Origin of the sequence: Tepidiforma sp. (genome assembly GCF_026419595.1) — a bacterium.
Taxonomy (GTDB): Bacteria; Chloroflexota; Dehalococcoidia; order Tepidiformales; family Tepidiformaceae; genus Tepidiforma.
On the sequence record NZ_JANZZD010000030.1, the window covers coordinates 14,939 to 27,568 of the forward strand.

The 12,630-nt window shown below is 68.2% G+C and carries 14 protein-coding genes; all 14 read right to left on the reverse strand.

What is annotated here, in order from left to right; genetic code table 11:
- Positions 1-31: 31 nt before the first annotated feature.
- The 14 genes from N2041_RS12515 to N2041_RS12580 all read right to left on the reverse strand — a co-directional run bounded on the left by N2041_RS12515 (position 32) and on the right by N2041_RS12580 (position 12,577).
- Complete coding sequence (locus tag N2041_RS12515) at positions 32-1,096, reverse strand: rod shape-determining protein (RefSeq protein WP_270056271.1); 1,065 nt, start codon at positions 1,094-1,096, stop codon at positions 32-34.
- On the reverse strand, positions 1,096-2,367 hold the full coding sequence (gene murA / locus N2041_RS12520) for a UDP-N-acetylglucosamine 1-carboxyvinyltransferase (protein ID WP_297678913.1): 1,272 nt from the start codon (positions 2,365-2,367) through the stop codon (positions 1,096-1,098). Before murA ends, N2041_RS12515 begins: the two co-directional genes overlap by 1 nt.
- Positions 2,368-2,475: 108 nt before the next feature.
- The gene (locus N2041_RS12525; RefSeq protein ID WP_297678914.1) at positions 2,476-2,919 is read right to left on the reverse strand and encodes a F0F1 ATP synthase subunit epsilon; all 444 of its coding nucleotides are present in this window, start codon (positions 2,917-2,919) and stop codon (positions 2,476-2,478) included.
- Positions 2,920-2,922: 3 nt separating this feature from the next.
- Entirely contained in the window at positions 2,923-4,332 is a 1,410-nt protein-coding gene (gene atpD / locus N2041_RS12530; RefSeq protein ID WP_297678915.1) for a F0F1 ATP synthase subunit beta, read from the reverse strand.
- Between the two features lie 46 nt (positions 4,333-4,378).
- Complete coding sequence (locus tag N2041_RS12535) at positions 4,379-5,038, reverse strand: HAD family phosphatase (protein WP_297678916.1); 660 nt, start codon at positions 5,036-5,038, stop codon at positions 4,379-4,381.
- Positions 5,035-5,913 carry an ATP synthase F1 subunit gamma gene (gene atpG, locus N2041_RS12540; protein ID WP_297678917.1) on the reverse strand — a complete coding sequence of 293 codons (879 nt, stop codon included), beginning with the start codon at positions 5,911-5,913 and terminating at the stop codon, positions 5,035-5,037. Before atpG ends, N2041_RS12535 begins: the two co-directional genes overlap by 4 nt.
- A 47-nt stretch (positions 5,914-5,960) precedes the next feature.
- Positions 5,961-7,463, reverse strand: coding sequence for a F0F1 ATP synthase subunit alpha (gene atpA, locus N2041_RS12545; protein ID WP_297678918.1), 1,503 nt, complete (start codon positions 7,461-7,463; stop codon positions 5,961-5,963).
- A 33-nt stretch (positions 7,464-7,496) separates the two neighbouring features.
- A complete protein-coding gene (gene atpH / locus N2041_RS12550; protein ID WP_297678919.1) occupies positions 7,497-8,030 on the reverse strand; it encodes an ATP synthase F1 subunit delta in 534 nt (177 codons plus the stop codon).
- Between the two features lie 3 nt (positions 8,031-8,033).
- Positions 8,034-8,543: a F0F1 ATP synthase subunit B gene (atpF, locus tag N2041_RS12555; RefSeq protein ID WP_297678920.1), complete on the reverse strand. Its 510-nt coding sequence runs from the start codon at positions 8,541-8,543 to the stop codon at positions 8,034-8,036.
- Between the two features lie 67 nt (positions 8,544-8,610).
- Positions 8,611-8,877, reverse strand: coding sequence for an ATP synthase F0 subunit C (locus N2041_RS12560; RefSeq protein WP_297678921.1), 267 nt, complete (start codon positions 8,875-8,877; stop codon positions 8,611-8,613).
- Positions 8,878-8,940: 63 nt separating this feature from the next.
- The gene (locus tag N2041_RS12565; protein ID WP_297678922.1) at positions 8,941-10,269 is read right to left on the reverse strand and encodes a F0F1 ATP synthase subunit A; all 1,329 of its coding nucleotides are present in this window, start codon (positions 10,267-10,269) and stop codon (positions 8,941-8,943) included.
- A 7-nt stretch (positions 10,270-10,276) separates the two neighbouring features.
- Positions 10,277-10,522, reverse strand: a complete 246-nt coding sequence (locus N2041_RS12570) for an AtpZ/AtpI family protein (protein ID WP_297678923.1) — start codon at positions 10,520-10,522, stop codon at positions 10,277-10,279.
- A gap of 96 nt (positions 10,523-10,618) precedes the next feature.
- Complete coding sequence (locus tag N2041_RS12575; protein WP_297678924.1) at positions 10,619-11,167, reverse strand: bifunctional nuclease family protein; 549 nt, start codon at positions 11,165-11,167, stop codon at positions 10,619-10,621.
- Between the two features lie 84 nt (positions 11,168-11,251).
- Positions 11,252-12,577: an MFS transporter gene (locus N2041_RS12580; RefSeq protein WP_297678925.1), complete on the reverse strand. Its 1,326-nt coding sequence runs from the start codon at positions 12,575-12,577 to the stop codon at positions 11,252-11,254.
- Between the last annotated feature and the right edge of the window lie 53 nt (positions 12,578-12,630).

Below are 12,630 nucleotides of genomic sequence, written 5' to 3' on the forward strand. Positions count from 1 at the left end.
GTGCCGGCAGCCGGTGAACGGCCCGTAGCCGTCAGCGCTGCTCGGCCTGCGGGAACATACCGACGAGGTTCTCCTCCTCGGTCGGGAGGCTCCGCTTGATGACGTCCAGGTGGTCGAGCGCGATGCCGGCGCCGATGGCGACACACTCGAGCGGATTGTCGGCCACGTAGCAGGGCACGCCCGTCTCCTGCGTCAGCAGCTCATCGAGATGGCGGAGCAGCGCCCCGCCGCCCGTCAGGACGATGCCGCGGTCGATGACGTCAGCCGCCAGTTCCGGCGGCGTCTTCTCGAGCACCGCCCGCACCGTCTGAACGATGGTCCCGAGGCAGTCCTGGATCGCCTGCGCGACCTCGGTCGAGGTGAGCGAAATCGTCTTCGGCAGCCCGCTCAGCTGGTCTCGGCCGCGCACCTGCGTCGCCAGCCCCTCATCGATGGGCAGCGCGCTGCCGATGGCGATCTTGATCTCCTCGGCGGTCTTTTCGCCGATGATGAGGTTATGTCGCCTGCGGACGTAGGCGATGATCGCTTCGTCGATCCGGTCGCCGGCCATGCGCACCGATTCGGAAACGACGATGCCGTAGAGCGAAATCACCGCGGCCTCGGTCCGGCCGCCGCCGATGTTGACGACCATGTTGCCGCGGGCCGTGCCGATCGGAATCCGCGCGCCGATCGCCGCGGCGAGCGGTTCGGGCACGAGGTGGGCGGGCTTGCGCGCCCCCGCCTGCTCGGCCGCGTCGCGGACGGCGCGCTGCTCGACGCTCGTCACCCCGGCCGGGACGGTGACCATCACCTCCGGCCGGATGAGATTGAACCGCCCCGTCACGAGCCCGATGAAGTAACGGAGCATCGCCTCCGTCGTGAGGTAGTCGGCGATGACCCCGTCGCGCATCGGCCGGATGACGCTGATGGAGCCCGGCGTGCGGCCCTGCATCGCGCGCGCTTCGTTGCCGACCGCGACGATGGCGTTGTCGCGGTTGTGCCGTGCGACGACGCTCGGCTCGTTGACGACGATGCCCTGTCCTTTGACGTAGACGAGGATGTTCGCGGTGCCGAGGTCGATGCCGACTTTCTTCGGGGCGAGGAACTCGAAGGCCATCAGGCGCGCTCCACTTCGACGCCCATCGTACGCAACTTCTCATCGAGCCGCTCATAGCCGCGGTCGAGGTGGTAGATGTCGTCGATGACCGTCGTGCCCTGCGCCACGAGCGCGGCGAGGAGCACCGCCGCGCCGGCCCGGACGTCGAGCGCGCGCACCCGCGTGCCGTGGAGCGGCGTCGGCCCGGAAACGATCGCCGACGACCCGGTCGAGACGATCTCGGCGCCCATCTTCCGCAGTTCGCTCACGTAGAGCATCCGGTTGTCGAAGACCCGCTCATGGATGATCGAGACGCCGTTCGCCTGCGTCAGGAGCGCGCCAAAAGGCGCGTGCAGGTCGGTCGCGAGGCCGGGATAGGGAAGCGCCTGGAAGCTGACCGCCCGGATGGGCTCGCCGCCGCGGACGAGCATCCCGCCCGGTTCCGTCGTGATGGCGGCCCCCGTCGCCCTCAGCTTGTGCAGCAGGGCATCCATCACATCCCATGGCGCTTCCTCGAGGAACAGCTCGCCGCCGGTCATCACCGCGGCGATCGCCCAGGTTCCCGCTTCGATGCGGTCGGGCATCACCCGCGCGCGGGTGCCGTGGAGGCGTTCGACGCCGTCGATTTCGAGAATCTGGCTGCCGATCCCGGCGATGCGCGCCCCCATCGCATTGAGCAGGTGGCAGAGCTCCTGCACCTCGGGCTCCGTCGCCGCGTTCACGATGGTCGTGTGCCCGCGCGCGAGGACGGCGGCCATCATCACGTTCTGCGTGCCCGAAACGGACGGGTAGTCCATGAAGACCCGCGTCCCGGTGAGTCCGTTGGGGGCTCGCGCGACGAACCGTTCGCCTTCCCGCGTGACGGAGGCACCCATCGCTTCGAAGCCGGAAAGGTGGACGTCGATCGGCCGCTGGCCGATGACGTCGCCGCCCGGGGGCGCCGACGCTGCGAAGCCGTGACGGCCGAGCAGCGGCCCCATCACCTGGAACGACGCGCGGTTTTCGCTGATGAGCTCCGTCGGCGCCTCGCAGGTGCTGACGCCGGCGGCGTTGAGCAGGAGCGCGTGGTCGGGAAGCCGCTCGACGACGGCGCCGAGGCTGCGCAGCAGGTCGGCCAGCGAATCGACGTCGGTGATGTACGGGACGTTTTCGAGGACGACGTCCTCGTCGGTCAGGAGCGCGGCGCACATCGCGGCGAGCGCGTGGTTCTTCGCGCCCGAGATGCGCACCCGCCCGCGCAGGACGGCGCTGCCCTGGACGATGTACTTGCCGCCGCGCACGCGGGTGGTCATTCCGAAGGTCAGTCTAGGGGCTCGTGCCGCATCAAGCGAACGGCCCGCCGGGCGTCGTACGACCTCCCGGCGGGCCGAAAACCGCACACCATGCCCCGCGGGGCGGCGCTACACCTGCGGCCGGCCGGTGGTGCGCCGCCGCCGCTGCTCGGCGACACGGAGCCGAAGCAGGGCGCGCTGGAGGGCCGCCTGCGCGCGCGCGAGGTCGACGTCGCGGTCGGCCTGCTCGCGGAAGCGGCGGATGCGCTCCTCCGCGCGGCGCCGCGCCTCTTCGGCCCGCGCGATGTCGATCTCCTCGGCAGCCTCGGAGGCGTCGGCGAGGACCGTGATGTGGTCGTTCTTCACCTCGAGGAAGCCGCCGGTGACGACGAATGCATCCTCCTGGCCCGCGCGCCGGATGACCATCTCCCCCGGTTCGAGAGTCGTCATCAGGGCCGCGTGCTTCGGGTAGATGGCCAGCTGCCCCTCGGCGCCGGGGACGATGAGCGCATCGACCCCCGGTTCGACGCGGACGATCCGTTCGGCCGTGATGAGCTCGACAGTGAGCGGCATCGGTTACTCCTGCGCCAGCCGCCGGCCCTTTTCGACCGCGCTGTCGATGTTGCCGACCATGTAGAACGCCTGCTCCGGCAGACCGTCGTGCTTGCCTTCGAGAATCTCCTTGAAGCCGCGCACGGTCTCGCGCACCGGCACGTACTGGCCGGGGTTGCCGGTGAACTGCTCGGCCACGAAGAACGGCTGCGTGAGGAAGCGCTGGATTTTCCGCGCCCGGGCCACGGTCAGCTTGTCTTCGTCCGAAAGTTCGTCGATGCCGAGGATGGCGATGATGTCCTGCAGATCCTTGTAGCGCTGGAGGACGCGCTGGACGCCGCGCGCCACCTCGTAATGCTCCTGGCCGACGACGCGCGGCTCGAGCGCGCGGGAGAACGACGCGAGCGGGTCCATCGCCGGGAAGAGCGCCTGCTCGGCCAGCGACCGTTCCAGCGCAACGACCGCGTCGAGGTGGCCGAACGTCGTCGCCACGCCGGGGTCGGTGTAGTCGTCGGCCGGCACGTAGATCGCCTGGAACGACGTGATCGAGCCCTTCTTCGTCGAGGTGATGCGCTCTTCGAGCTCGCCCATTTCGGTCGCCAGCGTCGGCTGGTAGCCCACCGCGGAGGGCATGCGGCCGAGGAGCGCGGACACCTCCATACCCGCGAGCGTGTAGCGGTAGATGTTGTCGACGAAGAACAGGACGTCGCGGCCCTCTTCGTCGCGGAAGTACTCGGCCATCGTGAGCCCCGTGAGCGCGACCCGGAGGCGCACGCCGGGCGGCTCGTTCATCTGCCCGAAGACCATCGCCATCTTCGGGAGGACGCCCGATTCCTTCATTTCGTGCCAGAGGTCGTTGCCTTCGCGGGAGCGCTCGCCCACGCCGGCGAAGACGGAATAGCCGCCGTGCTCGCGGGCGATGTTCGAAATCAGCTCCTGAATGACGACCGTCTTGCCGACGCCCGCGCCGCCGTACAGGCCGACCTTCCCACCGCGGACCAGCGGCGCGATGAGGTCGATGACCTTGATGCCCGTCTCGAGGACGGACGGCGCGGTCTCCTGCTCCTCGAAGGTCGGCGGCTCGCGGTGAATCGCCCAGCGGGGCGCGTCATCGGGCGAGGGGAGGTCGTCGATCGGCTGGCCGAGCACGTTGAACATGCGGCCGAGCGCCTTCGGGCCGACCGGCACCGAAATCGGCGCCCCGGTATCGACCGCGCGGACACCGCGGCGGAGGCCGTCCGTCGAGTCCATCGCGAGGCAGCGCACCCAGTTGTTGCCGAGGTGCTGCTGGACTTCGGTCACGAGGACCGAGCCGTCCTCCTTGTAGATGTTGACGGCGTTGTACAGCGCCGGCAGCCGGTCCGGCGGGAACTCGACGTCGATAACGGTCCCGATGACCTGGACGACGCGTCCTTCGGTGGCAGTCATGACCATGGCAAGACCTCCGCGTGATTGGCGACGAACGTGATGGCGGCAGCGCTCATGCGGCTGCTCCGATGAGCGACCCCAGGTCGACCTGGGTGAGTGATTCGAATTCGCGGTCCGGGTCCGGAAGCGGCAGGCCCCGGGTGTACTCCGTCCTCACGGCCCACACCGTCATCCCGGCAGCACGGGCCGAGAGAATGCCGGCCGGCGCGTCTTCAAAGGCGAGGCACCCGCGTGCCGGGGCCTCCAGCCGGTGGGCGGTCAGCAGGTAGATTTCCGGGTGCGGCTTCCCCTCGCGCACCTCGCTGCCCGTCACGATGACGTCGAAAGCATCGAGCAGCCCGATGCGCTCCAGGCACGCCTCCACCCACGGGCGGATGGAGGACGACGCCACCGCGAGCGGGACGCCGGCGTTGGCGAGCGAGGTCACGAGTTCCCGCGCGCCCGGGAGGGGCGCCGCATGTGTCCGGTACTTTTCGAGCATCAGCTCCCGGTAGCGTGCCGCGTACTCATCGAGCGGGCGCCGAAGGCCGAGGTCGCGCGCCATGTCCTGCCAGCCGGTCTTCGTGCCCATATACGGCTTGTAGGCCTCGAGCGAAATCGACAGGCCTTCTTCGGCCAGCAGCTCGTTGACTGCGCGGAAATGCAGCGGCTCGCCGTCCACGAGGACGCCGTCCATATCGAAGATGACCGCTGCGAACCCGGCCAGCGTCAACCCTCCAGCGCCGCGGCGCCCCCGACGATGTCGAGGAGCTCCTTCGTGATCTGCTCCTGCCGCGCCTTGTTGTAGGTCAGCGTCAGTTCACGCGTGATTTCGTTCGCGTTGTCTGTCGCGTTCTTCATCGCGACCATCTGAGCGCTCTGGAAGCTCGCCGCGTTCTGCAGGATCGCTTCATAAATCTGCGTCTCCACGTACCGCGGCAGCAGCTCCGCGAGGACTTCCTGCGGCGACGGCTCGAAGATGTAGTCCTGCGCGAACGTGCTATCACCGGGCGCCGTTTCCGCTTGCGGCGGCTCGATGGGCAGCAGCTGGCGGATGACCGGCCGCTGGGTGGCGGTCGAGACGAATTCCGGGTAGCTGATGTAGACGCGGTCGAACACGCCCGCCAGGTAGTCGTCGATGACGAGACGGGCGATGGGCGCGACCTGCGCCGCCCCGGGGTAGTCACCGAGGTCGGTGAACTCCGCGACCACGTTGACGCGCGCGCGGATGAAGAAATCCCGCCCCTTCTTCCCGACGGCGATGACTTCGACCGGCTCGCGCTGGGTCGCGACGAACGTCCCGGCGGCGCGGTTGAGGTTCGAGTTGAGGCCGCCGCAGAGACCCCGGTCCGGCGTGATGTGGAGCAGGCCGATGTTCTGCACCTCGCGCGTCACGAGCAGCGGGTGGGCGGGCTTCTCCGGGTCGAGCGTGGCCGCCGCGAGGTCAGCGATGACGGAGCGCAGCTTCTCGGAGTATGGCTTCGCCTGCAGCGCCCGGTCCTGCGCGCGGCGCATCTTCGACGCTGCCACGAGCTGGAGCGCGTTGGTGATCTTCGCGGTGTTCTTGACGCTCTGGATGCGTCGCCGGAGCTGCCGAATCGTCGCCATACGTTACCTGCGTTCTTTCACGTCGATGCGCCGCCGGGCCGCGCGGCCTAGTACGGCACCGTCTCCTTGAACGTCTTGATGACGGTCGTGATGCGCTCCTGCAGCTCGGGCGTCATGACGGGGTTCGACTGAATCTCGTCCATGAGCGCCTTTTCGTTGCTGGCCAGGTACTTCCGCAGCTCGTTTTCGAACGAGCGCACCTTCGCGACCGGAACGTCGTCGAGCAGGCCGCTCGTCAGCGCGTAGATGACGAAGACCTCCTCGGCGAGGCTGAGCGGCTGGAACTGGTCCTGCTTCAGGATTTCCGTCGCGCGCTGGCCGCGCTCGAGCTGGCGCCGGGTCGCGGCGTCCAGATCGCTCGTGCCGAACTGCGCGAAGGCAGCGAGCTCGCGGTACTGCGACATCTCCGCCTTGAGGCCGGCCGACACGGCTTTCATCGCCTTCGTCTGCGCGGCCGAACCCACGCGGCTCACCGAGAGGCCCGTGTTGATGGCCGGCCGGATGCCCGCGTTGAACAGGTCCGTTTCCAGGTAGATCTGGCCGTCGGTGATGGAGATGACGTTCGTCGGGATGTAGGCCGACACGTCGTTCGCCTGCGTTTCGATGATCGGAAGGGCGCTGAGGGAACCGCCCTTCTCGAGGCGCGCGGCGCGCTCGAGCAGGCGGCTGTGGAGGTAGAACACGTCGCCGGGATATGCCTCGCGGCCCGGCGGGCGGCGGAGGAGGAGCGACATCTGCCGGTAGGCCCACGCGTGCTTGCTCAGGTCGTCGTACACGATGAGCGCGTCGCGGCCGCTCTCCATGAACTCTTCGCCCATGGCGCAGCCGGCATACGGAGCGAGGTACTGGAGGGCCGCAGACTCAGAGGCGTTGGCGGCGACGACGATGGTGTGCTCCATCGCGCCGTACTCCTCCAGCATGCCGACGACCTGCGCCACCTTCGCCGCCTTCTGGCCGATGGCGACGTAGATGCAGATGAGATCGCCGCCCTTCTGGTTGATGATCGTGTCGAGCGCGATGGCCGTCTTGCCCGTCGAGCGGTCACCGATGATGAGCTCGCGCTGGCCGCGCCCGATCGGGAACATCGCATCGATCGCCTTGATGCCCGTCTGCACCGGCACCGACACACTCTTGCGGAGGGTCACCCCGGGGGCGATGCGTTCGACGGGGCGGGTCTTCGTGGTGTTGATCGGACCCTTCCCGTCGATCGGGTTGCCGAGCGGGTCGACGACCCGGCCGATGAGCGCATCACCGACCGGCACCTCGATGACGCGGCCGGTCGAGCGGACTTCATCGCCTTCTTTGATGCCGAGGTAGTCGCCGAGGATGACGGCGCTGACCGACTCCTCTTCCAGGTTCAGGGCGATGCCCATCGTCCCGTTGGCGAACTCCAGCAGCTCCGAGTACATCGCGCCGGAGAGGCCGTGGATGCGCACCACGCCGTCACCGGCTTCGATGACCGTGCCGACATCGGTCGCGGTCACCTTCGACCCGAAGTGCTCGATTTGCTCGCGAAGGATGGACGCGATTTCTTCAGCGCGAACTGCCATGCGGCATTACCCCTTCCTGATTCGAACGCCCGGCTACCGGGCTCCCTCCAATTCGCGGCGAAGCAGCTTCAGCCGCGTGCGAACACTCCCATCGATGAGCCGGTCACCCACCCGGACGATGGCGCCGCCGATGATCCCGGGATCGACCCGGGACGTCGCGACGACCTGCTTGCCGAGCTGCTGACCGAGCCGCGCCCGGATCGACGCGAGCTGCTCCTCCGTCAGCGGGACCGCCGTCGTCACTTCCGCGTGCGCGATGCCCTCGTAGTCATCGGCGAGCCGGTTGAACGCATCGGCCACCGCCCGCGCATCCTGCGAGCGCCCCTTCTGGATGAGGAGCTTCGCGAGGTTCATCACCAGCGGCGAGACCTCCAGGACGCGCTCGAGGACGCGGAACTTCTGGTCCGCGGGAATCGCCGGGTCGGCGAACATCGGCGCCAGCTCGGACTCGGCGAGGACCGTCGCCATGTCGGAGACGTCGGACCGCCAGGCCGCGACTTCGCCGCGATCCCGGGCGATGCTGAAGGCGGCCTGCGCATACCGGCGGGCTGCTGCCGTGTCTGCCATCGCCTAGTTCCCGCTGAACCGCGACTCGGCCAGCGTCTCTTCGATGATCCGCTGGTGCGCCTGCTGGTCGAGCGACTGGTTGATGACCTTCTCTGCCGCAGCGACGGTGATGGCCGCGAACTCCCGCCGCAGCTCCGCGATCGCGCGGTCGCGCTCCAGCTGGATCTCGTTGCGCGCCTTCTCGAGCGCGGCTTCGCGCTCGCGCGCGGCCTGCTCGCGGGATTCCGCTTCGATCCGGTTCGCGATCGCCTGCGCGTTCGCCACGATCTCCTGGCCTTCCTTGCGGGCGGCCTCGAGCTGCGCCTGGATGTTCGCCTGCGCCGAGGCGGCTTCCCGCCGCGCGATTTCCGCCGCGTTCAGCCCCTCCGCGATGCGCTGCTTCCGGTCGTCGAGCATCCGCAGGACCGGCTTGTACAGCGTGAACCGAAGGATGATGAGCAGCACCGCGAAGTTCACGATCTGCGCGAGCAGCAGCGGAACGCTTACCCCAAGGGCCGAGAATGCGTCGCCCACGGCGTAACCCCTTTCCTCACGTCACACGGGCCGGGCGGGTGAGAAGCCCCGCCCCGGCGTAGCCCGACTAGATGACGAACGCGATGACGAGCGCCGAGAGCAGCGCGTAAATGCCGATCGCTTCGGCGAACGCGACGCTGAGGATGAGGTTCGTCTGGATGGCGGCGCGGGCTTCCGGATTGCGGCCGAGAGCTTCCATCGCCTTGCCCGCGAGCATGCCGATCGCGAGCGCGGGGGCGATACCGCCGACCGCCATCGCCAGTGCGGCGCCGATGGCCTTCGCGCCGTCAGTCTCGAGGATGACGAGGAACGGGAGATAGCTGAGAAGTTCCATGACCGATTTGCCTCCGTTGCACCCTTCCGCGGTGCGTTCTCCTGGATTACCTGCGTACAGGCGCTAGTGCGCCTGGACTGCCCCCGGTTGGTGATGGGCGGCGGGCGATCCGTGCCCGTCGCCGTGGCCGCCGCCGTGCTCGTCGTGGTGCTCCTCGTCGCCGTGGTGCTCCACAGCACCGACGGCGAACACCAGCACCAGCATCGCGAACACGACGGCCTGGATGAGCCCCACGAACAGCTCGAGCCCGTAGATGCCCAGCGGGGCGAGGAACGGCACGAGGAACGTGAGGATCAGCAGCAACACGCCGCCGGCGAAGATGTTGCCGAAGAGGCGGAAGGCGAAGCTGATGATCCGGATGAATTCCGACACCAGCTCGAGCAGGCCGACGAACGTGAGGATCGGGTTCTTCAGCGGGTTGATGAAGAACTTGCCGAGGTAGCCGAACCCGAGCGACTGGAAGCCCCAGAACTCGATGACGAGGAACGCGAAGATCGCGAGCGCCAGGGTGTTGTTCAGGTCGCTGAAGGCCGCCCGGAAGAACGGGTAGACGAGCGCAATCTTGTCGCCGGGGAACTCGAGCGCCGTGTAGGACGTCCCCAGCGCAACGCTCGTCACCGCAGCATGCGCCTTGTCATCTTCTCCGTGGCCGTGGTCGTCCGCGGGGATGAACTTCGGCGCCTTCGGGTCGGCCTCGAGCGCGGCAAGCGCCGCTTCGACGTCCGCCGGGTCGGCATGCCCGGTCCCGTGCGCGGCGTCAGCATGGGGCTTGAAGTCGGTGTAGAACTCGGCCAGCGCGATGATGTACCGGTCGAGCGCGTCGCCGGGCGCCTCCCCGGCGTGGATTTCGAACTTGAACGTCTTCGCGCCGCTCTGGGCGACGCCGATGCCTCCGGCGTCCTCCATCTGCCAGGCGAGGAAGTGCTTGTCCTTGTCGAACGGCTTGTCCTTCTCCGCCTTGAGCTGGATCTCGTGGAAGATTTCGTGGCCGTAGTCCTTCGTGATGCCGATGGACTTGAAAATCGGCGTCAGGGCGACCCAGTTCGCGACGAGGATGAAGAGGAAGAACGTGCCAACCACCGGGAAGAACCGGCGGGCGTTCTTCTCACCCGCGATCTCCTCGACCTGGCCGTAGAGGAAGTCGATGATGGATTCGATGAAGTTCTGAGCCCCGGACGGGATGAGGTTCATCGAGCGGGTCATCAGGAAGGTGCCGACGATGAGCACCAGCATCGCGAGCCAGGCGGCCATGAGCGTCGAGGTGATGGGGAAGAACCCCACCTTCCAGAGGACTTCGCCCGGGATGACGATGTGCGGCTCTGGCCCGGCGGCGATGAAAAAGCCGGAGAGGATGACAGCGAGGGCGATGACCGCGATGACGATAATCTTCAAGCCGACTTCACTCCGGTGGCTCGTCATCGAGCCGGCTCAGCAGGGGCTGCACCATCCGGTAGCCGCCGTAGAGCGCGACGGCCAGCCCGAGGACAATCCCGATGAGCGTGAATGTGGGCTCAAGTCCGGATCTGCCATCGGCCCACCGGCCAATGACCACCCCAGCGATGACGGCGGTGGCGAAGAACCACCCCGCGCCGAGCAGGCTCGCAGCTGGTACGAGCCACGCCTTCACGCGGCCACCCTGGGGCACCCGGCCTCCAGACCCCGCGCATCATAGGCTGATTGTGAAGCAATGCGCAAGCAGAACCGGGAAGCAGATGGCCCGCGGGTCTCGCGGGCCATCGGTCTATCGCTTGTCGAAGTCATCGAGGTCGAGCCCCTCGATGAATTCCTTGAACACCCCGAGCTTTTCGAGTTCCTCCGGGTCCGCCGGCTTCGTCTCCTCGAGCGGCCGCGCGCCGGCCTTCACGTCCTTCCCCTCCGCCTCTTCGCCCTCCTCCAGGATGACGCCGGCCCGGTCGAGGACCGACTCCTCGGCGAAGATCGGCGCATCGACCCGCACCGCGAGCGCGATGGCGTCCGACGGCCGGCTGTCGACTTCGAGCGTCTTCCCGTTCACGTCCAGCACGATGCGCGCGTAGAACGTGTCGTTCTCGAGGTCGTTCACGATGATGTAGGCGACGCGCGCGCCGAGCTGCTCGATCATGTTCCGGAGGAGGTCGTGGGTGAGCGGGCGCGCCACCGAGACGTCCTGCAGACGGACGGCGATGGCGTCCGCTTCCGCGGGGCCGATCCAGATCGGGAGATACCGGTCGGAATCCTTCTCGCGCAGGATGACCACGCGCTGGTAGTTCATCAGGCTCAGCCGGATGCTTTCGATGCTCAGCTCTCTCACGTCGAGCCCTCCCGGGAGGACGCCACGATGCGGCTCCCGAATTCGATGATAGGTTCGCCAGGATCGGCGAGTCAACGAACCGATTCAGCGGTGCGAAACGGCCACCGTCCGGGGCCCGCGGTCGGCGCCGCGGCCGCTCCGCAGGTTCGCTACGGCAACGAACCCCGTCGCCAGGGCGACGAGCCCGAACACCGGCGCGACCCCGAACCAGTCGCTCAGCACGCCGGCGACGACCACCGGGATCGACGAGGCGAGCGCCGCCATCGCCGCCTGCGTGGCCCCGACGCGCCCCCGCAATGAAAGCGGCACCCGGTCGTCGATGACCGTCTGGCCCGCCACCGAAACGGTCGCGTAGGCGAAGCCGAGCGGCAGCATGACGAGCATGGCGATCACACCCCCGCCGTCGAACCGGCCGATCGAAACGCTGTTGAGCCAGCCGAACATCCCGAATCCGCCGAGGAACCCGGCGAGCTGGTTGACCATCGCCAGCAGCCCCAGCGACACGACGAAGACGAGGAAGCCGCTGCTGCTCAGGAGCGAATGCGGCACCCGCCGTGCGAGGAAACCCGCGACCCGCAGGCCGAGCGCCACGCCGATTACCGCCGGCAGGAGCACGATCGCGCCGAAGTCGATGCGGACACCGAGCACCTCGGTGATGTAGGTCGGGATGAGGCCGCTCAGGATGATGACCGTCGCCGAGATGAGCGTCAGTTCGACGGCAGCGTGCAGCACCGCCCGGTCGCTGCGCATCGCCCGCCAGCCGGCGGTCCACCAGCGGCCTCCCGGCTCGCCTCCGACTTCCTGCCGCGCCGGGGCGGCGGTGCTGCCGATGAGCAGCGCCTGCACCGCGGCGATGGCGAAGAGCCCGGCCGACAGCCCGAACAGCGCGTCGCGCGAATCGATGAGCCGGAGCACCACGGGCGTCACGACGCCGAGACCGATGGCCTGGGCCGCGCCGCCGACCGCCTGGCCGATGGCGTTGGCGCGCGCCAGCTCATCGCGCCGGACGATGGCGGGCAGGATGGCGCTCTCTGCCGTCCCCGCGAACTGCGACGTCGTCGCGAGCAGCACGGCGAACAGGTAATAGCTGACGGCGCTTCCGCCTTCCCGGAGGAAGAGGATGCAGATGGCCACCCGCGCGAGGTCGGCAGTAAAGACGATGAGCCGCTTCGGGAGCACATCGGCGGCCGTGCCGGCCACGAGCCCCGCCACCGTGGAAGGCACCACGAGCGCCAGGACGAGCAATGACGTGTAGACGGCCTTCCCGGTTTCCTCGGTGATGAGGAGGACGAGGCCGAAGTTGAGCGCGTTCTGCGCGACCCGCGAGAAGAACCGGGTGTAGCTCAGCATCCGGAACGGGCGCTGCTGCCAGAGCGGGACGCCCGCCGGGGCCGCAGCCTCACGCATCATGGCGAACGACCGCCTTCAGCCGGCGCTCGAACTCGCCGCGCTCCAGCATGACC

What these genes read in the sequence shown, in the direction of transcription:
- N2041_RS12515 (WP_270056271.1), bottom strand. Translation starts at nt 1,096, where the DNA reads ATGGCCTTCGAGTTCCTCGCCCCGAAGAAAGTCGGCATCGACCTCGGC.
- murA (WP_297678913.1), bottom strand. Translation starts at nt 2,367, where the DNA reads ATGACCACCCGCGTGCGCGGCGGCAAGTACATCGTCCAGGGCAGCGCC.
- N2041_RS12525 (WP_297678914.1), bottom strand. Translation starts at nt 2,919, where the DNA reads ATGCCGCTCACTGTCGAGCTCATCACGGCCGAACGGATCGTCCGCGTC.
- atpD (WP_297678915.1), bottom strand. Translation starts at nt 4,332, where the DNA reads ATGGTCATGACTGCCACCGAAGGACGCGTCGTCCAGGTCATCGGGACC.
- atpG (WP_297678917.1), bottom strand. Translation starts at nt 5,913, where the DNA reads ATGGCGACGATTCGGCAGCTCCGGCGACGCATCCAGAGCGTCAAGAAC.
- atpA (WP_297678918.1), bottom strand. Translation starts at nt 7,463, where the DNA reads ATGGCAGTTCGCGCTGAAGAAATCGCGTCCATCCTTCGCGAGCAAATC.
- atpH (WP_297678919.1), bottom strand. Translation starts at nt 8,030, where the DNA reads ATGGCAGACACGGCAGCAGCCCGCCGGTATGCGCAGGCCGCCTTCAGC.
- N2041_RS12560 (WP_297678921.1), bottom strand. Translation starts at nt 8,877, where the DNA reads ATGGAACTTCTCAGCTATCTCCCGTTCCTCGTCATCCTCGAGACTGAC.
- N2041_RS12580 (WP_297678925.1), bottom strand. Translation starts at nt 12,577, where the DNA reads ATGATGCGTGAGGCTGCGGCCCCGGCGGGCGTCCCGCTCTGGCAGCAG.